The following is a 20886-nucleotide window of genomic DNA, read 5'->3' on the forward strand; positions in this document are numbered from 1 at the left end:
CAAGTAATACTAACGCACGCATCACACCGACGACCACATAGCCCTAAACGGACTCTTGAGAGATGCAAAAATTTACAAGTTTCTTCTCTCGGATAGCATTCCAAACAGAGTCTCGCTTCACCAATCCGAGCCACTCACCGAAGCGCGCCTCGTCCTCATAGAAGCACCAGGAACTGTGGCTTGCCAGGGATCGCAGAGACGCGTCAACTGAGTACTGGTATTCAAGCTGAACTTGCGAGTACCCCTCATGCTCTCCCCCAGCGTCAACGATTTCCATCTGCCGCACGAACCCCACGGCAAATACAGGCTCAGAGTACCAGTTCACTTCGCCATACTGGAAAAGAAAGCCATCCGAGTCGGACTCGTTCGGCACGTCGAACTGAACTCGCGCGAAACTAGCGATAGCATCCATGGCATCTTGGAAATTGGGAACCCCTGACCCTGAGGTCAACTCGTCAACGATACTTAGCAGAACGCTTTGCGCAGAGCCGACTGGTCGCTTCATCGATCGTATCCCTCGAACTGATCTATCGCGAATTAACGAAATCGTAGACGCACCCAAATGGACTACACCTCAAGCTTAGGGCCACCTCCCGTCCTGCAACTGACCTCGCAGATGTTGTAGAACGTCTCGAGCCTCTTTTGCATTTCTCGCACCGCCGATCATCTTGTTTACGTAAGCGTAGTAGTCGTTCGTGTGTATTCGCGAGTGAACGGATGCACCTGTCGGGTTTGCCGACTTGGACCCGCGTGGCAAGAACACACCGTTACTAGCATCGTTGATGTCTATTCCGAAGCTCGCGAGTCGCTGACGTGCAGCTGCAGCCTTCGGTGAAGTACTGGCCACGATATGATGCGCAGCAGATTCCGCAGGCCGCGCGGCACCACTAGTTTGAAGGTTGTCGCTGAGAATCTTGGCATTACTGGAACAGTTCGCATTGTGAACGAGGACGGCAGTTGCCCCGACCAGCACATAGTACGTGTGCTGGTCGCTGATTGTCAGGTTGTGGACTACTGAGTGAGCAGCGCTGCGCCTGACGGCTGAGATCTGAACCTTGGTGCCTGCGCTCGTTTGCAGCCATTGCCCTGGTTTCAGGTCTTCGGCGTCGAGCCAGGCCTCGGCTTGAGGGACCCAGAATGGGTGATTGGCTGTTGCAGTCAGCGTGTTTGTGGACTCTCCACGGTCATCATCGGAAGTCTTAACGGTTATGCGGATAAGTTCTTTTTGGCCTTCGCCCTTGATGACCGCAGTTACCGTCTGGCTGCTCGTTTCACCAGACGACGCGTCTCCAGCAAGTACGCGATCACCGTTCGCCAGCTCTTCGATGGGTTTGACGGAACCATCAGCCATGAGAACGCCGGTGCCTGGAACGAAGCTATTGCAACTCCCTCGTCGCAGTGCAGGCGATCGGCCGGGTGTAACGCCGAAGGCGCCAAAACCCATAGATACCGCGCCTGAGGTGGTCCACATTTCGTCCGGGCAACCGCCGGCCTCGTGACAGGCGAAACCAACCGCCTGATAGACGCTGTAGGCATTGGAAGGCACTGATGTGTCCTCGTAGCACCTACCGTCTGGGCGGTAGCACAGTTCTTTCAGCTTGGAGAAGAGAAAGTCACGGAATTCAGGGACGATGCCCTTGTGTTCCACGGGGACGTAAACGCTGTGGTAAACGAAAATGTAGCCGTCCCCATCCCAGTCAACGCCCGTGGAGCCTTCCTCTTCATAAGTGGAAACCTGGCTCTTCCAGTCGTTGTAATACGTCTTCTGCTGCGTGAGCAGACCCTTGTACGCCGGGGTAGGCCGATTGTTGGCGTCACGGAGGCCCTGGTGCTGCTGGGTGCTGTGCAGTACTTGCTGGTTGCCGTAGCCCTGGCCCGTCGCGTCGTCCCAGATCATGAGGCCCGTGGGGTCGGACTTGGTGACCGGGTTGTTGTTGGCGTAGGCGTAGCCGTTCATCTGGAGTGGGTCGGTGATGTCGATGATCGGGTCGACGGAGATGAAGCGGCCGGTGGTGGGGTCGTACTCGCGGGCGCCGATGTGGGTCAGGCCGGTGAGGGGGTCGTCGATACCGGTGCCGAGGAAGGAGTCGCGGCCGGGCCAGGCGGTGGGCTCCTCGCCCCGGGGGTTGCCGAACGGGTCGAACTTCCGCCGCGCCACCGTCATGTTCGCGTCCAGCGTCACCGCCGTCGTGGCCGTGTTGTGGTGGTCGGACGCCAGGACGGACAGCTCGTGGTCGTCCAGGTCCGCGCTGCCGCCGGTGGTGCGGACGGTGGTCGGCGCGCCGGGGTGGGTGTAGTAGCGGCGGGCCTCGATGGCGCGGCCGGCGGTGTCGACGGTGACCTGGGCGTCGCCGAGGAAGAGGGTGGAGTCGGTGGCGGTCGTCTCGATGAGGCGGTTGCCGTCGGCGTCGTAGAGGTAGGAGACGTCGTCGACGCCGTCGCCCGTGGTGTCGGTGGCGGTGAGCTTGTTGTCGGGGCTCCACGTGAGCTGTTGTGTGTCACCTCCGATCTGGCGCTCCGTGGTGTTGCCCGTGGTGTCGTAGGCGTAGGTCTGGAGGCTTTCGACGGTCCCGGTGGTGTCGACCTCGGTGGAGTTGACGGCGGTCAGGGCGTGGGGCTGGGGGCCGTCGTAGCTGTAGGTGTGGGTGTCGGTGAGCGCCGGGTCGGTGAGGTCGTGCTCGGTGAGCTGGGTCCGGTTGCCGATGGCGTCGTACTCGTAGGTGTGCCAGTAGCCGTCGCCGTCGGGGCCGAGGGTGAGGTCCGCGGGGTCGGGGGCGGAGTCGCGGGCGCCCGTCGCGCGGGGGCAGCCGCCGGTGGCAGCGGTCCAGGCGTGGCGGAGCTGGCCGATGGCGTTGTAGCTGAAGCACTGCCGGTCGCGCATGACCGGGGTGGCGATGTCGGTGATGTAGGTGACGTTGCCGACGATGTCGTAGCCGTACCAGTTGTCGGACAGTCGGTGCGGGCCGGACTTCTCGCGGTCGGTGACGTGGCGGTCCAGGCGCCGGGTGTTCGGGTCGTACTCGTAGGTGGACCAGATCCGCTGCGGCGCCTCGCCGGAGACGGTCCGCAGGACCTCGCCGTAGGGGCTGTAGTGGGTGCCGCCGGTGTACCAGTCCAGCCCGGAGGTGGTGATCGGTGAGCCCTCGCCGTCGTAGCGGGTGATCACCTTCTCGGAGTGCAGACCGCCCGGCGTCGAGGGCAGTGTGCTCGTCTCCGGCTTTCCGGTCTCGGTGTAGGTCTGCCGGTACTCGTAGGTGCCGGCCAGGCCCGCCGTCTTCGGCGTCATGGGGATGGTGAGCCGCGTCCCCGTCGGCCGGTACTCGAGGTCGTAGCCGGTGACTTCGGTGGTGTACGCGGCGCCGTCGGTGTAGCGGGTGGAGGCGACGGGGAGGCCCTCGGCCTGGAGGAGGGTGTCGTAGGTCCAGGTGGCGACGAGGGGGCCGGTGGCGGAGTCGTCGCGCAGGTGGGTCTTGCGGCCGAGGACGTCGTAGGTGGTGTGACGCGTCTGGCCGCGCGAGTCGGTGCTGGTGACCTGGCGGTCGAGGACGTCGTAGGTGTACGTCGCCTCGCCCATGTCCGGGTCGGTGGTGGTGGTGAGACGGCCGCGGGCGTCGTAGGTGTAGGTCCACGCGTTGCCCTCGGCGTCGGTGACCTCGGTGTGGTTGCCGCGTGCGTCGTAGGCGTAGCGGGTGTCGTTCCAGCTGGACGCGGCCGGGTTGGTCGCGTGTTGGACGAGGCTCGTGCGGCCGAGGACGTCGGTCCAGGTCTTGACGGCCTTGCTGCCGCGACGTGTGGACGTGCCCTCCGCGTTGAGGCCGGCGTTGGTGAGCGTCCAGTCGCCGCCGTAGGTCGTGACGGTGGAGTGGTTGGCCGTGCCCGCGTAGAGGGTGGTCTCCTTGACCTCTCGGCCCATGCCGTCGTAGGCGGTCTCGGTGGAGTGCGGGATCTCGAAGACGCTCTGCGGGACGAAGAGTTCGGCCTTGGGCTCGCCGGTGGTGAGGTAGCCGTTGTTCGTGGCGGCCACCGCGCCGAGGGAGTTGTACCGGGTGTCGGTGACGATGCGGCCGCCGCCGAGGGCCTCGGTCTGGGTCTGGCGCGGGCGCAGGAGGCCGTCGAGGAGGGTGATGGAGTCGTCGTAGGTGCCGTTGTCGCGCAGGCTGCGGGTGGTGACGGCGGGCGGGGTGTCCTCGTCGATCTGGTAGGAGAACCGCTGGGCGGCCGGGTCGAGGGCGGGCTTCTGCGACGGCGTCCACACGGCCGTGACGCGGCCGAGGTCGTCGTAGGCCATCGTCGTCGTGCGGCTGTTGGTGTCGGTGGTGGTGAGCGGGGTGCCCCGGCCGGGGTCGACGGTGGTGGTCGTGGTGTGGCCGAGGGGGTTGGTCGTCGTGCTGGAGAAGACGGGCCCGGTGGCGGGGGCGAACGTCGTGCGGGTGACGTTGTCCTCGGCGTCCTTGACGGCGGTGGCGCGGCCGAGGGCGTCGAACGTGGTGCGGGCGGAGGTGACCCAGCCGGTGCCGTCGGCGTCGACGGTGTCGACCTGGTACGGCAGGCCGCGCGTCGGGGCGTCGCCGAAGGCGTCGAGCGCGTCGTAGGAGGTGCGGGTGTCGGAGACGACGTCCCCGCCCCCGGCGGTCGCCGCCGCCGCGCAGTCGCCGACGGTGACGCGCTGCCGGGAGGTGAGCCCGATGAGGTGCTTCGCCGTGTTGTGGACGTGGGAGGTCGTGGTGCACACCTCGTTGCCCTGGGTGTGGCCGCCGCCCTCCTTCGGCGTCAGCGTGGAGGCGTAGGAGGTCTCGGGGAGCCCGTACACCGGGTCGAAGGTGGTGACGGTGCGGACGGTGCGGGTGCCGCTGCTGGTCACCTCGACGGCGTCGGTGCGTCGGACGCCGGTGCGGTACGCCTCCAGGTCCGGCAGCCCGTCACCGCGCGGCCGGGACGCCCGCAGCTCGGCGCGCGGCCAGGTGACGGTGCGGGCCTGGACGTCGCCGTCGGCCTCGTCGTAGGTGAGGGCCTCGACGGCCATGCCCTGGTAGGGCAGCAGATCCTCGGCGATCTCCTGGCCGGTGGAGTCCTCGATCATGACGGTCGCCCGGCCGGCGTCCTTCGACATGCCCCGGAAGTAGCGGGTGCGGGTCTCGGTGCGGACGGTGGCGTCGTGGTCGCCGGTGTTCTCCGTCAGGCCCTTGCGGACGACGACGGAGCCGTAGCCGCGCCACTGGCTGTAGGTGCGCAGTTCGGGCTTGGAGAACTCGTCGGTGTCCTTGGCCCAGGCGGCGTCGCCCTCGTAGGCGTAGGAGGTGACGACGTCGGGCTGGCGGGCGACGCGGTCCTTCTCGACGACCTTGGTGACGACGTACTTGTTGAACCACTCGATCTCCGGCTCCTCCAGCTCCGGGTCCGGGGACCAGTGCACGGGGAAGCAGCGCGAGGCGTTGCTCTCCGGGTCCGGGGAGGCGCCGATCGGGCAGGGGTCGGAGTAGGTGACCTGGAGTTCGCCGCCGGTCTCGGTACGGATCGTCTCGACGCGCAGCCGGTCGAAGTCGGGGGTGGGGTCGCTGGTGGAGCGGGCGACGCGGTTGGGCATGTCGACGACGTTCGGCAGGAACGTCACCGGGGGCAGTGTCGTGCCCGAGCCGTCGGCGCTGTAGCCGGTGCGGGTGATGGACTCCAGCCACAGCGGCGGGTGGGTGTCGGTGCGCTGCTTGGGGAAGTAGTGGTCGAGCGTCCAGACGTCCACCTTCGACAACGCGGTGGAGTCCGGGGTGCGCTGGCCGTAGGTGGTGACGCCGGAGAGCCGTTTGCGGCTCCAGAAGGTGGGCGAGGAGACGTAGCAGTTCTCGGCGTCGGCCTTGCAGTGGAGGGTGGAGGGCGTGTCCCACCAGGGCTGCTTGTCGCCGTAGTTGTCGGAGTCGAAGTCGGCGTCCGTGCAGTCGACCTCGCCCTCCTTGATGCACCGCTCGGCGAGGGAGAAGGTGACGCGGCCGGCCGGGGCGCCGTCGAGGTCGTCGGCGCGCAGGCCGTAGTCGATCTTCTTGGGGTGGCCGCCGCGCACGTAGGAGACGTGGTCCTTGAACTTGCCGTTCTTGGCGTAGTGGTTGGTCTCCTTGAGCCAGTCGATGACCATGGCGTTGCCGTGGACGTCCTCGACGTAGTCCAGGTTCCAGCGCCACGCCTGGGTGCAGGAGGAGTCCTTGAAGGCGGTGGCGTGGCAGGGCTCGCCCGCGTGGTTGCCGAAGACGGGGGCGGTGAAGACGGAGTTCGTGTCCGCCCGGCCGCCGCCGACCTTGTGCTTGCCGAACCAGTGCTTCGTGCCGTCCCGGGTGGTGACGACCCAGTACTCGCCGTCGTTGTCGCCGTTGCCGAGCGCGGTGTCCTTCTTGAGTTCGACCTGGGAGCCGTCGTCGTTGGCCGGGGTCCACTTCCCGTCGTCGAGGACGAGTTCGGTGGTGGTGCCGCCGAGGGAGAGGGCGACGTTGTCGCTCGCCCAGCACAGGTCGGACTTCTTCTTGTCGGTGCTGTTGTCGTTGTTGGGCGAGCCGTCGCGGTCGTCGGAGCAGGGGCGGTAGCGGCGCTCGATGAAACCGGGGTGGTAGTTCCAGCCGTCGCCGATCCAGGACGCCTGCCCGTTGGCGACGGACGTCTTGCCGTCGACGGCCTGCGAGGAGTAGCTGAAGCCGACGCTGGGCGCCGGGCCGGCGGGGGCTGCGGGGACGCTGAGCGGGTAGGCCCAGGTGAAGCCGCCGCCGGAGCCGCCGGCGGTCCAGGTGCCCGTCGGGGAGAGGTCGGTGGCCTTGTAGGTGCCGCCCGCGCCGGCGCCGGAGTCGGTGGCGGCGAGCACCATGGGGCCGCCGCCCGCCTGGGTGGAGAGTCCGGACGCCTGGGCCTGGGCGGGGTCGACGGTCGCCCGGACGGTGTCGGCGCCCGCGTCGTTGCTGGACGGCACGTCGACCGGCGTCGCGCACTCCGGCAGCTCGGGGGTCGTCAGGAAGCACTCGGGGAGCTGGTCGATCTCCAGCCGGGAGGCCCACTCGGTGCCGTAGAGGTCCTCGAAGGCCGAGTAGTCCAGCTCGACGTCGACGGGGGTGGCCTCGGCGGAGGGCGGCGTCACGGTGATGACGGCGCCGTCGACGCCGACGCCCTCCACCGCCGTGCGCGGCTCCACCTCGACGTTCCAGGTGCCGGACGGTTCGGGCGGGGTGGGGTCCTCGGTGCTCGGCGTCGCCTTGCCGAGGCGGACGGGGAGGTCGCCCGCCTGGACGAGCTCGTCCCCGGCGGCGTCCAGCGGGACCTGCGCGGTGCCCCCGGCGGGCACGGCCACGTCGGTCGGCTGGTACTCGACGCTCGGGGGCAGGTCGCCCGTCCACTCCTCCAGCTCGGCGGCGGCCGCCTCGTCCAGCGGGGCCGGGTCCTCCTGCTGGAGCGCGGTGAGGTCCGGGCCGCCGCGCGGGTCGCCGGGCGGGAGGGCGACGGCGGTGGCGGGCAGCAGCGTCACGACCATCAGCGCGGACAGGGACACACCCAGGCCGCTTCTCAGCCGACGGGTGCCGCCGCTTCCCGTGCGCCGCACCGCACGACGGAACCGACCGCGCAACACATGCGTGGACACCGTGGACCCCCCAGAAAAAGCCGCGCAGACAGCAGGGCAGCCCACACAGAAAAGACATAGAACCGCGGTAACTATGCACAGCCCGTCACGGTGATTCCACATTCTGCGGACCGGTGTGAGATGGCTCACCACGGAATAACGGACGGATTTTCCGGGGTGCTGAATTAGGGCCCATCAACCTGCATGACGTGCATGTACAGATAGTTCACCGAGTGTCTACCCACAGTGGACATGACGCCTGTGAACTGGGCAAACACCCTGGCTGTTCGTACCGTTATGGCGGTTTTGACGGTGTTCCAACAGCGAGAGCAGTGTCCGGACGCATCGGCTCCGCATTCTGTGCGCTTTCCCCGCCCTTCGCTAGGTACGCGCCCCCTCCGAAACGACGACCGGTGACGAAATCGTGGAGATGGGTCATGCTCTGCTGGCATTCGTTGCGCGCGGCCGATCGCGGGGGGACGTATTCCTCTTCCTCCGACCGCCGCAGGTGGATGCCCGAACAGCTCTGGCACTCCTTGGGGGGAACGACGCATGGCGGCCGTGGATGAAACGAAGGAGGCGGACGGGACGGGGGAGGAGACCACCCCGGCCCGTGCGCGTCGCTTCCGGCGGCCCTCCCGGCGCGGAGCGGCCGTCCTCGCCACGCTCGTCGCCCTCGCGCTGGCGTTGCCCCTCGGAATCCACCTGACCGGCGACGACGGGGAGGCGCCCGAGCCCGCCGCGCGGTCGAAAGCCGAGGCTCCCCTCGACGCGGAGGCCGCCGCCGAGAAGGCCCGGGAAACGGGCGAGGACGTCGAGGTCGAGACCGAGCGCGGCGCCACGGCCACGACGTGGGCCCAACCCGACGGCTACCTGCGCACCCGAGTCCACAGCGACACCATCCGCGCCGAGACCGAGGACGGCTGGCAGGAGATCGACACCGACCTGGAGGAGGTCGCGGGCGGCTACGCGCCCAAGGCCGTCAACGACCCCCTGCTGTTCAGCGCCGGCACACCGGACGAGGGGCCACGCCCGCAGCTCGGCAGGGACGCCGACGCCACCACCGAGTGGACCCGCCTCGTCCGGCTGACCACCGGCGGCCACGAACTCACCGTCAGCTGGCCAGGACCGCTGCCCGAACCGCTGGTGAGCGGCCCCCGCGCCCTCTACGAGAACGTGCGCCCCGGCATCGACCTGCTGATGACGGCCCGCGACAGCGGCTACTCGCACGTGCTCATCGTGCACGACCGGGACGCCGCTCAGGACCCCCTGCTGGAGCGGCTGCGGTACCGCCTCTCCTCCCCCGACCTGACGTTCCGGCTGAACGCCGCGTCCGACACCGTGCAGGCCGTGGACGCCGACGGCAACGAGGTGGCCGCCTCCCCGACCGCCTTCGCGTGGGACTCGGCGGGCAAGCCGGCCGTCACGCTCGGCGAGGAGCCCGACGTCATCGAGACGGTGAGCGAGACGCTGAACCTTCCGGGGCTGGCCGGGCCCCGGCCCGGCGCGCACGACGCGGTGCTCGCCGCGAGCCTCGACGAGGACACCGGTGAGGACGTGCTGACCGTCACGCCCGAGGCGGACCTGCTGGCCGCCGAGGACACCGTCTTCCCCCTCTTCATCGACCCGTCGTTCAAGGGCCGCAAGAAGAACTGGACGCTGCTGTACAAGAAGTACCCCGACTCCAGCTTCTACAACGGCCAGAACTTCAACGACGGCACCAACGAGGCGCGCGTCGGGTACGAGTCGACCACGGGTGGCCTCTCCCGGTCCGTCTTCACCTTCTACCACGACTCCGACCTGCACGGGGCGAGCATCAAGTCCGCGACGTTCCGGACGTTGCAGACGTACTCGTGGGGCTGCTCGGCGCGCAAGTACAACCTGTGGCTGACGAGCACGATCAACAGCGGGTCGAGCTGGTCCGACCAGCCCTCCTGGTACCGGGTCCTCGACTCGGAGACCAACGGGCACGGCTACAAGTCCGGTTCCTGTCCCGACAAGTGGGTGGGGATGAACATCAAGTCGGCCGCTCAGGAGGCCGCCGACAAGGAGTGGTCCACCCTGACGCTGGGCCTGCGGGCGGCCAGCGAGACGGACACGAACGCGTGGAAGAAGTTCCGGGCCAACGGCGAGAACTCGCCGTACATCGAGATCGTCTACAACCGCACGCCCAACCAGCCCACGAACCAGACCATGACGCCGGGCCCGGACTGCGACCTCACCAGCCCCTACGCCTCCGTCGGCAAGCACGACCTGACCTTCCGCGCCCGTGGCTCCGACCCGGACGGCAACCTCAAGTACCTGCACTTCGCGGTGTATCCGACGGGCGACTTCGCGAACGCCGTCTACAGCGACGTGCGCACGCCCGACAGCAACGGCTACGCGTCGATCACCCTGCCCTGGGAGGACTTCACCGACGGCGGCAACTACTCCTGGGGCGTGCGCTCCTGGGACACCGACGGTGCCAAGTCCACCTACGCGCCCCTCGGTCCGGACCCCTGCCGCTTCGTCATCGACCACTCGGCACCGCCCACCCCGACCGTGTCCTCGGACGACTTCCCGGCTCCGGGGGACGACGGCGGCGTCTGGTCCACCGTCCGGTTCGGAACGGCGGGCAGTGTCACGTTCGCCACGGAGTCCGGCGCGGGCACGGACCACTTCGAGTACAGCCTCAACTCCGGCAGCTTCGACCGGACGTCCCCCGACGCGGCGTCCGACGGCACGGCGACGGTCTCGTTCGAGCCGACCTACCCCGGGCCGAACCTGCTGTACGTGCGGGCCGTCGACGGCGTCGGCAACAAGTCCCCCGAGATCCGCTACCTCTTCTACGTGACGCCCGCCGACACGCTGGACGCCCCCGGCGACCTCAACGGCGACGGCACCCCCGACCTCCTCGCCATCGACCGGCTGGGCAACCTGCGGACCTACCCCGCCGCCGACGGCGGTGCCGTGCACATCCACACGGCGGGGGCGCACGACGGCGGCGCCGCGCTGGACGACGGCTACTGGTTCGACGACGCCGGCGAGCCCGTCCCGATCAGCCACACAGGCGACTGGTTCCCCGGGGACGGCATCTCGGACCTCCTCGCCCGGATGCCCGACGGCGAGCTGTACCTCTACCCGGGTGACGGCTACGGCAGCTTCGACGTCGGCGAGCGCCTGCCGGTGCTGCTGCCGGAGGACGCACCCGACCCGGCCACCCTGACGCAGCTCGTCACGACGGAGGACAGCACCGGGGACGGCCACCCCGACGCCTTCGCCCTCGCGGGCGACGAGCTGTGGGCCTTCACCGGCTACACCGGCGGCGCGTTCACCTCGGCGCACCGGCTGGACACGGATGCGGCCTGGGAGACCCGGGACCTGGTGCTCGTCGGCGACCTCACCGGTGACGACGCCGCCGACCTGCTGTTCCGCACCGGCGTCTCCGGTGAGGGGCTGAAGCTCCGGCACGGGAAGCCGGGGTCGGGCGGGGGCGTGAACCTGGAGTCGCTCGGCAGCGGCTCCGCGTCCGGCACCGGGCAGGACGAGGTCTACGACACGTCCGCCTGGCTGCCGGAGCACCTGCCCGTCCTGCGCGGCACCCCCGACGCGAACGGGGACGGCGTGCCCGACTTCTGGGCGACCACCCGCACGGGCCTGCTCTACTTCTACCCCGGCGGCGCCGAGACCCACGGAACCCGGGTCGAGGTCGGCAGCAGCGGCTGGCAGCAGAGCAACATCCCCGCCCTGGGCTGATCCCGAACCGACCCCGCCGCGCCCCCGGTTGACCGGGGGCGCGGCTTCGTCGCTCCCCCGGCCCGGTACGCGGCGCGCCCTGACGGACGACCGTGCGCACCGTGTGCCGCGGGCCCCACCCGAACGGCTGGGAACCCGAACAGCCGCCGCGTGCAAAGCCGTTCCCGGGCGACGCGCGCTCCGCTGCTGGGGTGAGACTCGCCGTGGCGCCCGGGGCGACGGCGTGTCCACCCCGGATAAGGAATTTCGTAAGCGGATTATTGACTCGTCTGACCACAGACCCACGTCTTTACGTGGCCACTCATGAGAAGCAGGGAGATTTCCATGCGCACCATCCGCACTGCCGCCGTTGCTGTGGCAATGGTTGCCAGCCTCGGCGCGGTCGGTTCCGGTTCCGCGTTCGCGTACGGCGGGGCCCCGATCGTCGACCAGGACAACGCCGCGGCCTGCTCGCAGGACGTCGAGCAGACCTCCGCGAGCCTGCTCGGCGACGTGAACCTGGGCCTCGGCCTGGGCCTCCTCGGCCAGGGCGAGGGCGAGGCCGGCTCCGACAACTCGGTCAACTTCCGTTGCGACGTCGACCAGAAGAACAAGAGCGAGTTCCGCTGAACCGCTGACTCCTGAGGCGCTGCCCGGCTGAAGCCCGACTCGGGGCGGCTTCCGCCGCCGCACGGAACGTGAGGCCCCGGGGCCGCCACACTCGCGAAGGTGCGGCGGCCCCGGGGGGCTTCGCCCCACGGGCACCACGAAAGGGCGCGGCCGGACCCGCCACTGACCGGGTCAGCATGACGTTCACTAAATTGCAGCAGCAATAAATAACAGCCACTAAAACGGCCATGGCCGTGACGTCAGTGCCTTTAGTGAATTTTCTTCCCACTTCCCCCGGGGAACCGAAAAAGACCACCGCATTACTCATGACGTGTGACACGTGCCCCTCGTGGGCTCGGGAAAGGAGAACGATGCTGAAGAAGGCGACCGTCGCTCTCGCGGTGCTTCTGGGCAGCTTCGCCCTGACGGCAGCCGACCTCGTCCCCGCGCAGGACGGGCCCGTCCCCGCACCGAAGTGCGTCCAGACCGAGGGCGGTTACCAGTGCGCCCGGCACTTCGAGGACACCTACACCACCGAGGACGGCCGCACCGTCACCGAGACGACCTCCAACTGCGTCTCGTCCGGCACGAACACCGAGGACACCTCGTCCGGCGAGCGCCCAGCCACCTCGCGCCAGACGTCCACGATGACGTGTTCCGGAAACGTCGAAGCGCCCGCCCGGCACTGATCCGGTGACCGGGCCGCGCCCTTGCCGGACCTGCACGGCGACCGGCGCCGCGGAGGCGCTGCACCGCCGCCGGTCCGCGAAACGCCTCGGGCCCGTCCCGCCACAAGCGGAACGGGCCCGAGGGCGTGCGCGGGGACGGTCAGCGACTGCGGGAGACGGTGACCTCGACGCGCTGGAACTCCTTGAGGTCGGAGTAGCCGGTGGTGGCCATGGCCCGGCGGAGGGCGCCGAAGAAGTTCATCGAGCCGTCGGGGGTGTGGGAGGGGCCGGTGAGGACCTCCTCCGTGGTGCCGACGGTGCCGAGGTGGACCTTCTTCCCACGCGGCACGTCCTCGTGGACGGCCTCCATGCCCCAGTGGAAGCCGCGCCCCGGGGCGTCGGTCGCGCGGGCGAGCGGGGAGCCCATCATGACGGCGTCGGCGCCGCAGGCGACGGCCTTCGGCAGGTCGCCGGACCACCCGACGCCGCCGTCGGCGATGACGTGGACGTACCGGCCGCCGGACTCGTCGAGGTAGTCGCGACGGGCAGCGGCGACGTCGGCGACGGCGGTGGCCATGGGCACCTGGATGCCGAGCACGTTGCGCGTGGTGTGGGCCGCGCCGCCGCCGAAGCCGACGAGGACGCCGGCGGCGCCGGTACGCATGAGGTGCAGGGCGGCGGTGTAGGTGGCGCAGCCGCCGACGATGACGGGGACGTCCAGCTCGTAGATGAACTGCTTGAGGTTCAGCGGCTCGGCGGCCGAGGAGACGTGCTCGGCGGAGACGGTCGTGCCGCGGATGACGAAGATGTCGACGCCCGCGTCCACCACGGCCTTGGAGAACTGCGCGGTGCGCTGCGGCGACAGCGCCGCGGCGGTGACGACGCCCGCGTCCCGGACCTCCTTGAGGCGGCGGCCGATCAGCTCCTCCTTGATCGGCTCCGCGTAGATGTCCTGGAGGCGGCGGTTCGCCTCACCCTCGGGCAGTTCGGCGATCTCCGCGAGCAGGGGCTCCGGGTCCTCGTACCGCGTCCACAGGCCTTCGAGGTTGAGGACGCCGAGGCCGCCCATCTCACCGATGCGGATGGCCGTCGCCGGGGAGACGACGGAGTCCATCGGCGCGGCGAGGAAGGGCAGTTCGAAGCGGTACGCGTCGATCTGCCAGGCGATGGAGACCTCCTTCGGGTCTCGCGTGCGGCGGCTGGGGACGACGGCGATGTCGTCGAAGGCGTACGCCTGGCGGCCGCGCTTGCCGCGCCCGATCTCGATCTCAGTCACTGATGCTGCCCTTCCCTACGGCTGTGCGGCCCCCAGTATCGCGCAAGGGCGTCCGGGAGCCGCATCGCGTCCCGGCGTGCGGCGGCCACCGGATCGGACGTGGCCTCAGCGGCGCGAGGAGTAGTTGGGGGCCTCGACGGTCATCTGGATGTCGTGGGGGTGGCTCTCGGTGAGCCCGGCCGCCGTGATGCGCACGAACTGGCCGCGCTCCTTCATCTGCGGCACGGTGCGCCCGCCCACGTAGAACATGGACTGCCGCAGACCGCCGACGAGCTGGTGGACGACGGCGGACAGCGGCCCCCGGTAGGGCACCTGGCCCTCGATGCCCTCGGGGATCAGCTTGTCGTCGCCGCTGACCTCCTCCTGGAAGTAGCGGTCCTTGGAGAAGGAACGCTGCTCGCCGCGCGACTGCATCGCCCCGAGCGAGCCCATGCCCCGGTAGGACTTGAACTGCTTGCCGTTGATGAACAGCAGCTCGCCGGGCGACTCCTGGCAGCCCGCGAGCAGGCTGCCGAGCATGACGGTGTCGGCGCCCGCGACGATGGCCTTCGCGATGTCGCCGCTGTACTGGAGGCCGCCGTCGCCGATGACGGGGATACCGGCCTCGCGGGCCGCCAGGGCGGCGTCGTAGATGGCGGTGACCTGCGGGACGCCGATGCCGGCGACGACGCGGGTGGTGCAGATGGAGCCGGGGCCGACACCGACCTTGATGCCGTCGCAGCCCGCGTCGACGAGGGCCTTCGCGCCGTCACGCGTGGCGATGTTGCCGCCGACGACGTCGACGCCGGCGTGGTTGGACTTGATCTTGGCGACCATGTCACCGACCAGCCGGGAGTGCCCGTGGGCGGTGTCGACGACGACGAAGTCGACACCGGCCTCGATGAGGGCCTGGGCCCGCTCGTAGGCGTCACCGGCCACGCCGACGGCGGCGCCGACGAGAAGCCGGCCCTCGGCGTCCTTGGCGGCGTTCGGGTACTTCTCGGCCTTCACGAAGTCCTTGACGGTGATGAGGCCCTTGATCCGGCCGTCGTCGTCGACCAGCGGCAGCTTCTCGATCTTGTGGCGGCGCAGCAGCTCCATGGCCTCGGAGCGGGGGATGCCGACCTTGCCGGTGACCAGCGGCATCGGCGTCATCACGTCGCGGACCTGGCGGGTGCGGTCGAGCTCGAAGGCCATGTCGCGGTTGGTGACGATGCCGAGCAGCTTGCCGACGGCGTCCGTCACGGGCACGCCGCTGATGCGGAAGCGGCCGCACAGCTCGTCCGCCTCGCGCAGGGTCGCGTCCGGCCGGATGGTGATGGGGTCGGTGACCATGCCGGACTCGGAGCGCTTGACGCGGTCGACCTGGGCGGCCTGCTCCTCGATCGACAGGTTCCGGTGGAGGACGCCGACGCCGCCCTGCCGGGCCATGGCGATGGCCATGCGCGCCTCGGTCACCTTGTCCATCGCGGCGGAGAGCAGCGGGATGTTCACCCGGACGTTGCGGGAGACGAGGGAGGACGTGTCGATGTCCTGGGGTGCCATGTCCGACTCGCCGGGCAGCAGCAGGACGTCGTCGTAGGTCAGCCCGAGCCGCGCGAACTTCTCAGGCACTCCGTCGACGTTGTCAGTCATGACACCTTCCCTGGTGGTCTTGCCCGTACACGTCCCCCCATGCTAACGGCCAAACGAGGGACCTCGTGCTCGTGTGAAAGTACGGCCGGATGGCGCTGGTCACGCGGCGCGGACCGGCCGGTCGGACGGGGCCGCCGGGGGCGCGCGGGCGGTGCGGGGCGCGGGTGGGGCTACTGCTCGGCGAGGGCGCGCAGCCGGGACAGCGCGCGATGCTGCGCGACGCGGACGGCGCCCGGGGACATGCCGAGCATCTGGCCCGTCTCCTCGGCGCTGAGCCCGACGGCGACGCGCAGGAGGATCAGCTCGCGCTGGTGCTCCGGGAGGTTGGCGAGGAGCTTCTTGGCCCACTCGGTGTCGCTGCTCAGCAGCGCGCGCTCCTCCGGGCCGAGGCTGTCGTCGGGCTGCTCGGGCATCTCGTCCGACGGCACGGCCATCAGGCCGGGGTGCCGCATCGCGGCCCGCTGGAGGTCCGCGACCTTGTGCTGGGCGATGGCGACGACGAACGCGTCGAACGGCTTGCCGGTGTCCCGGTAGCGCGGCAGGGCGCACAGGACGGCGAGGCAGACCTCCTGCGCGAGGTCGTCGACGAAGTGCCGGGCGTCTCCGGGCAGCCGGCTCAGCCGCGTACGGCAGTAGCGCAGAGCGAGGGGGTGGACGTGCGCGAGGAGGTCGTGGGTGGCCTGCTCGTCCCCCTCGACGGCGCGCCGCACGACGGCACCGATGCCCGGTCCACGGCCGGTGGGCACGACAGCGGTGCCCGGTGTGGTGTCGTCGCGCATCGGTCCATGGTGCACCGAGTCCGACGCATTCGCCGCACCGCGCTCTTGGTTGTGCCCTGAAGCGTTATATCGGAGTGCGCCCATGACCATCTGGCTAGCCCTCCCCCTTTCGGGTTCCTCACACCGTCCCGGTCGGCTGCCGCCGGCTGATTCCGGCGTTCGGCCGGACAGGAGTCCACCACCAAGCATGCGGCATCGCGCGCGTTGGTGCGGAGACCGGGGCGGAACGGAGGAGCCGGCGGGGGCGTGGCGGGCCTGTGACGTGCGGCGCCGCGCCCCCGGACCGCAGGATCAGCGGACGAGGCCCCAGCGGAAACCGAGCGCCACGGCGTGCGCCCGGTCGGAGGCGCCCAGCTTCTTGAACAGGCGCCGGGCGTGCGTCTTGACGGTGTCCTCGGAGAGGAAGAGCTCGCGGCCGATCTCGGCGTTGGACCGTCCGTGGCTCATGCCTTCCAGCACCTGGATCTCGCGGGCGGTGAGGGTGGGGGCCGCGCCCATCTCGGCGGAGCGCAGCCGGCGCGGGGCCAGCCGCCACGTCGGGTCGGCCAGCGCCTGGGTGACGGTGGCCCGCAGCTCGGCGCGGGAGGCGTCCTTGTGCAGGTAGCCCCGGGCGCCGGCGGCGACGGCGAGCGCGACGCCGTCGAGGTCCTCCGCGACGGTGAGCATGATGATGCGTGCCCCCGGATCGGCGGAGAGCAGCCGGCGCACCGTCTCCACACCGCCCAGGCCGGGCATGCGCACGTCCATCAGGACGAGGTCGGAGCGGTCGGCGCCCCAGCGGCGGAGGACTTCCTCGCCGTTGGCCGCCGTCGTCACGCGCTCGACGCCGGGCACGGTCGCGACCGCACGGCGGAGCGCCTCCCGGGCGAGCGGGGAGTCGTCGCATACGAGGACGGAAGTCATGGCCGCCCTCCGCTGCTGATGCGCATCACCTTGAGCCTCCAGGCTGTTACGAATCGTCACCTGTGCGGTTGAGCGCCCGCGCCGCCGTGACCGGGGCACGTCCTCGGCTCCGGGCCGGGGACTCGGTGTCCTGCCAACCGCCTCCGCACTCTCAACGACGGTCACCCAAAAGAGTTACGGGCCGTGCGACCCGCCTTCGGCACTCTACGTGTGGGCGCGAACACCCAGAAGGACGCACGGCCGCGCAGGGCGGCGCACATCCCTCGGACGCACCCCGTCGCGCAGCGCGCCTCGGACCACTGTGCCCTATTTGGGCGCTTTTGCTTCCACTTTGTGGCGTCCGTGGCTAAATTCGGCAAAGAGTCATATTTACAGCTACTCACACCAAACTCAGGACGACGGGGATGGATGGACACCACCACCCACGCTCCCCACACCCCCGGCGCGAAGGCATCCCGACCGCCCTCGCGGGTACTCGGGGGCGCCCGCCGATGCGGGCGGCCCCATTCGGGACCGGGCGCTCCGGCAAGGCGCCCGGGGGTCGACAGGCCCGTCGAACAGCCGCAGCAACGCTCCGAGAGGACGAGCAATGGCAGATTTCTCCCGCCTTCCGGGCCCCAACGCCGACCTGTGGGACTGGCAGCTCCTGGCCGCCTGCCGCGGGGTCGACAGCTCGCTCTTCTTCCACCCGGAGGGCGAGCGCGGCGCGGCCCGCAGCGCGCGTGAGGCATCGGCGAAAGAGGTGTGCATGCGCTGCCCGGTCCGTGCGCAGTGCGCGGCCCACGCCCTGGCCGTGCGGGAGCCGTACGGCGTCTGGGGAGGCCTGACGGAGGACGAACGCGAAGAGCTGATGGGCCGGGCCCGGCACCGTCTCGTGACGACCGGCGGCGCGGGCGCGCCCGGCTCCGGCCCGGCGGCCGACACGCCGACGGGGGCGTGAGCAACCGGGCCCGGAGGACGACGGCGCGCAGAAACGTATCTGCGCGCGGGGGGTGCCCGCTGCCCGCCGCGCGTCAGCCCTGTCGTGGGGTCACGGCCGCCGACGGCGTGCCGGTGCGCGCGGCGGCCGACGCCGCCAGATGGTCGAGTGTGGCGGCCACCGCCGGGACGCGGCCGAGGTCGGGCAGCGTCAGCGCCACGACCTCGCGTCGCACCTCGGGCGTGACGGCGACCAGGGCCACCCCCTTCGGGCGCACCGACTCGACCGCCAGCTCCGGCAGCACGGCGACGCCGAGACCCGCTCCCACCAGGCCCACCACCGCCGGGTAGTCATCCGTGGCGAAGTCGATCCGGGGCGCGAAGCCCGCCGCCCCGCACACGTCCTCCAGATGGCGGCGGCACCGGGGGCACCCGGCGATCCACGACTCCTCCGCCAACGCGGCGAACGGCACGTCCGCCCCCGTGGCCAGCCGGTGGCCCTCCGGGAGGAGCCCCACGAGCCGGTCGGTCAGCAGCGGCCGCACGACGAGGTCGTCCCACTCGGCCGCCGGAGCCGACCGGGCGGCGGCGGCACCGGAGGCGGCGCCGTCGGAGGAGCCCGGGTAGCGGTAGGCGAGGGCGACGTCGCAGTCCCCGGCGCGCAGCAGCTCCACCGAGCCGGGCGGCTGGGCCTCCACCAGGGAGACCCGGGTGCCCGGGTGTTCGGTACGCAGCGCGGCGACGGCGCCGGGCAGCAGCGTCGAGCTGGCGCTGGGGAAGGACACCAGCCGCACCCGCCCGGCCCGCAGCCCCGCGATGGCGGCGACCTCCTCCTCCGCCGCCGTCAGCCCGGCGAGCACGGTGGCACCGTGCCGGGCCAGGGCCTCGCCCGCCTCCGTCAGCCGGGTCTCCCGGCCCGCCCGGTACAGCAGCGGCGTCCCGACCGACTGCTCCAGCGCGCGCATCTGCTGGCTGACGGCGGGCTGCGTGCAGCCCAGCTCCCGGGCGGCGGCCGAGTACGAACCGGCGGCCGCCACGGCGCGCAGGACCCGGAGGTGACGGGCTTCGAGCATGCCCCCACCCTAAGACGGCCCCGGCCACGGCCCGCCTCGGCCCGGCCCGGCCGGCCCACCCACGCGTGGCGTCGGCAACGCCTGGACCTGCCGGACGGAGGGGGTCGTAGCCTTTGGCCATGCACATACTCTCGGTGAACCGCGGTGCCCTCCAGGCGACGGAACACAGTTCGGCCCCCGCCGGCCTCACGGGCATCGGCAAGACGCCGGTGCGCGGCCCGGTGCTGGTCAAGGCTCCGGGGCCGCGGGGCACCGGCGGCAGCGGCATCGTGGGGGACGCGATCGGGGACCTGCGGTTCCACGGCGGCGACGACCAGGCCGTGTACGCCTTCGCCCGCGAGGACCTGGACGTCTGGGAGGAGGAGCTGGGCCGCGAGCTGCCGCCGGGTACGTTCGGCGAGAACCTGACGACGTCCAACTACGACATCAACCACGCGCTGGTCGGCGAGCGCTGGCGCGTCGGCCCCCAGGTGGTGCTGGAGGTGTGCCACGTGCGGCTGCCCTGCCGGACGTTCGCCGGGCACCTCGGCGAGGCGGGCTGGGTGAAGCGCTTCACCCGCGCCGCCCGGCCCGGCCCCTATCTGCGCGTCGCCGAGGGCGGCGAGATCCGGGCCGGGGACGCCGTCGAGGTGGTGCACCGGCCCGACCACGACGTCACGGTCTCGCTGATGTTCCGCGCCCTCACCACCGAGCGCGAGCTGCTGCCCCGGCTGCTGGCCGCGCGGGACGTCCTGCCGGAGCGGGTGCTCGCCGAGGCGCGGGGCGAGTGAGCCGCCGCGCCGGGTGCGCCCGCGCGGTGCGGGCGCGCGCGTCCGGACAGGTGGCGGGCGGGCCGAAGGACGGGAGCCGCGCGGGGCGTTGAGCGGCGGGCCGCTACGGTTCCCGGTATGACGACTGCACTGATCACAGGGGCGACGGCCGGAATCGGCGCCGCGTTCGCCCGGCGGCTGGCCCGGGACGGACACGACGTGGTGCTGGTCGCCCGGGACGCCGAACGGCTGGCGCGGCAGGCCACCGAGCTGCACGACCGGCACGGCATCGAGGCGTCCACGCTGCGGGCCGACCTGGCCACGGAGGAGGGCATCACCGCCGTCGCCCGGCGGCTGGGCGACCGGCGCCACCCGGTGGACCTGCTGGTCAACAACGCGGGCTTCGGCACCAAGGGCCGCTTCCTGGAGGTGTCGGAGGAGGACGAGCTGCGGATGCTGCGCGTGCACTGCGAGGCGGTGCTGCGGCTGACGTCGGCGGCGGCCGGGGCGATGCGGGAGCGCGGCCGGGGCGGGGTGGTGAACGTCGCCTCCGTGGCCGCGTTCGTGCCGCGCGGGACGTACGGGGCGAGCAAGGCGTGGGTCGTGCAGTTCACGCAGGGGGCCGCGCAGGACCTGGCGGACTCGGGGGTGCGGATGCTGGCGCTGTGCCCGGGGTTCGTGCGGACCGAGTTCCACGAGCGGGCCGGGATGTCGGCCTCGGACGTCCCGGGGTGGATGTGGCTGGACGCCGACCGGGTCGTGGACGCCGCGCTGAAGGACCTCGCCCGGGGCCGGACGCTCTCCGTGCCGGACGCCCGGTACAAGACGCTGCTGGGCGCGAGCAAGCTGGTGCCGCGCGGGCTGCTGGGCCGGGTGTCGTCCAGCTCGGGCCGCAAGTACGCACCGAAGTAGGGGCCCGCCGTCACCGTGCCGCCCACGCCACGCCCAGGCGTCGGTTTCGCGGGAGGCATAGCCTGGAGATGTCCCCCTTCACCGAT

At 70.6% G+C, this 20886-nt stretch carries 12 protein-coding genes; 6 read left to right on the forward strand and 6 right to left on the reverse strand.

Features of this window, described 5'->3' with window-relative positions; translation table 11 throughout:
- Positions 1 to 580: 580 nt before the first annotated feature.
- Positions 581 to 7516 carry a polymorphic toxin-type HINT domain-containing protein gene (locus V6D49_RS09405; protein WP_340558756.1) on the reverse strand — a complete coding sequence of 2312 codons (6936 nt, stop codon included), beginning with the start codon at positions 7514 to 7516 and terminating at the stop codon, positions 581 to 583.
- A gap of 621 nt (positions 7517 to 8137) precedes the next feature.
- On the opposite strand from V6D49_RS09405, the gene V6D49_RS09410 reads away from it, so the two are divergent.
- The 3 genes from V6D49_RS09410 (at position 8138) to V6D49_RS09420 (ending at position 12597) form a co-directional block, all read left to right on the forward strand.
- Positions 8138 to 11320, forward strand: a complete 3183-nt coding sequence (locus V6D49_RS09410; RefSeq protein ID WP_340558757.1) for a DNRLRE domain-containing protein — start codon at positions 8138 to 8140, stop codon at positions 11318 to 11320.
- Between the two features lie 324 nt (positions 11321 to 11644).
- Positions 11645 to 11929: a hypothetical protein gene (locus tag V6D49_RS09415; RefSeq protein WP_340558758.1), complete on the forward strand. Its 285-nt coding sequence runs from the start codon at positions 11645 to 11647 to the stop codon at positions 11927 to 11929.
- A gap of 350 nt (positions 11930 to 12279) precedes the next feature.
- Positions 12280 to 12597, forward strand: coding sequence for a hypothetical protein (locus tag V6D49_RS09420; RefSeq protein WP_340558760.1), 318 nt, complete (start codon positions 12280 to 12282; stop codon positions 12595 to 12597).
- 139 nt (positions 12598 to 12736) lie between these two features.
- Here V6D49_RS09420 and V6D49_RS09425 read toward each other — a convergent pair whose 3' ends face one another.
- The 4 genes from V6D49_RS09425 to V6D49_RS09440 all read right to left on the reverse strand — a co-directional run bounded on the left by V6D49_RS09425 (position 12737) and on the right by V6D49_RS09440 (position 17148).
- Entirely contained in the window at positions 12737 to 13852 is a 1116-nt protein-coding gene (locus tag V6D49_RS09425; RefSeq protein WP_340558762.1) for a GuaB3 family IMP dehydrogenase-related protein, read from the reverse strand.
- 105 nt (positions 13853 to 13957) lie between these two features.
- Entirely contained in the window at positions 13958 to 15466 is a 1509-nt protein-coding gene (gene guaB / locus V6D49_RS09430) for an IMP dehydrogenase (RefSeq protein WP_340558763.1), read from the reverse strand.
- A 170-nt stretch (positions 15467 to 15636) separates the two neighbouring features.
- A complete protein-coding gene (locus V6D49_RS09435; protein ID WP_340558764.1) occupies positions 15637 to 16245 on the reverse strand; it encodes a sigma-70 family RNA polymerase sigma factor in 609 nt (202 codons plus the stop codon).
- A gap of 291 nt (positions 16246 to 16536) precedes the next feature.
- Entirely contained in the window at positions 16537 to 17148 is a 612-nt protein-coding gene (locus tag V6D49_RS09440; protein WP_028426699.1) for a response regulator transcription factor, read from the reverse strand.
- Positions 17149 to 17737: 589 nt separating this feature from the next.
- Here V6D49_RS09440 and V6D49_RS09445 point away from each other — a divergent pair.
- Entirely contained in the window at positions 17738 to 18088 is a 351-nt protein-coding gene (locus V6D49_RS09445) for a WhiB family transcriptional regulator (protein WP_340558766.1), read from the forward strand.
- A gap of 73 nt (positions 18089 to 18161) precedes the next feature.
- Here the strand turns inward: V6D49_RS09445 and V6D49_RS09450 are convergent, their stop codons facing one another.
- On the reverse strand, positions 18162 to 19139 hold the full coding sequence (locus tag V6D49_RS09450; protein WP_340558767.1) for a LysR family transcriptional regulator: 978 nt from the start codon (positions 19137 to 19139) through the stop codon (positions 18162 to 18164).
- 119 nt (positions 19140 to 19258) lie between these two features.
- Here V6D49_RS09450 and V6D49_RS09455 point away from each other — a divergent pair, with 119 nt between their 5' ends.
- Both V6D49_RS09455 and V6D49_RS09460 read left to right on the forward strand, forming a co-directional pair.
- Positions 19259 to 19909, forward strand: a complete 651-nt coding sequence (locus V6D49_RS09455; RefSeq protein WP_340558769.1) for an MOSC domain-containing protein — start codon at positions 19259 to 19261, stop codon at positions 19907 to 19909.
- Between the two features lie 117 nt (positions 19910 to 20026).
- Positions 20027 to 20800, forward strand: a complete 774-nt coding sequence (locus V6D49_RS09460) for an SDR family NAD(P)-dependent oxidoreductase (protein WP_340558771.1) — start codon at positions 20027 to 20029, stop codon at positions 20798 to 20800.
- Positions 20801 to 20886: the final 86 nt, after the last annotated feature.

This window comes from Streptomyces sp. GSL17-111, from assembly GCF_037911585.1.
In the GTDB taxonomy this organism is placed as follows: domain Bacteria; phylum Actinomycetota; class Actinomycetes; order Streptomycetales; family Streptomycetaceae; genus Streptomyces.

Excerpts from the sequence above, each read along its gene's own strand:
- V6D49_RS09410 (WP_340558757.1), top strand. The coding sequence starts at position 8,138 with ATGGCGGCCGTGGATGAAACGAAGGAGGCGGACGGGACGGGGGAGGAG.
- V6D49_RS09415 (WP_340558758.1), top strand. The coding sequence starts at position 11,645 with ATGCGCACCATCCGCACTGCCGCCGTTGCTGTGGCAATGGTTGCCAGC.
- V6D49_RS09420 (WP_340558760.1), top strand. The coding sequence starts at position 12,280 with ATGCTGAAGAAGGCGACCGTCGCTCTCGCGGTGCTTCTGGGCAGCTTC.
- guaB (WP_340558763.1), bottom strand. The coding sequence starts at position 15,466 with ATGACTGACAACGTCGACGGAGTGCCTGAGAAGTTCGCGCGGCTCGGG.
- V6D49_RS09435 (WP_340558764.1), bottom strand. The coding sequence starts at position 16,245 with ATGCGCGACGACACCACACCGGGCACCGCTGTCGTGCCCACCGGCCGT.
- V6D49_RS09440 (WP_028426699.1), bottom strand. The coding sequence starts at position 17,148 with ATGACTTCCGTCCTCGTATGCGACGACTCCCCGCTCGCCCGGGAGGCG.
- V6D49_RS09445 (WP_340558766.1), top strand. The coding sequence starts at position 17,738 with ATGGCAGATTTCTCCCGCCTTCCGGGCCCCAACGCCGACCTGTGGGAC.
- V6D49_RS09450 (WP_340558767.1), bottom strand. The coding sequence starts at position 19,139 with ATGCTCGAAGCCCGTCACCTCCGGGTCCTGCGCGCCGTGGCGGCCGCC.
- V6D49_RS09455 (WP_340558769.1), top strand. The coding sequence starts at position 19,259 with ATGCACATACTCTCGGTGAACCGCGGTGCCCTCCAGGCGACGGAACAC.
- V6D49_RS09460 (WP_340558771.1), top strand. The coding sequence starts at position 20,027 with ATGACGACTGCACTGATCACAGGGGCGACGGCCGGAATCGGCGCCGCG.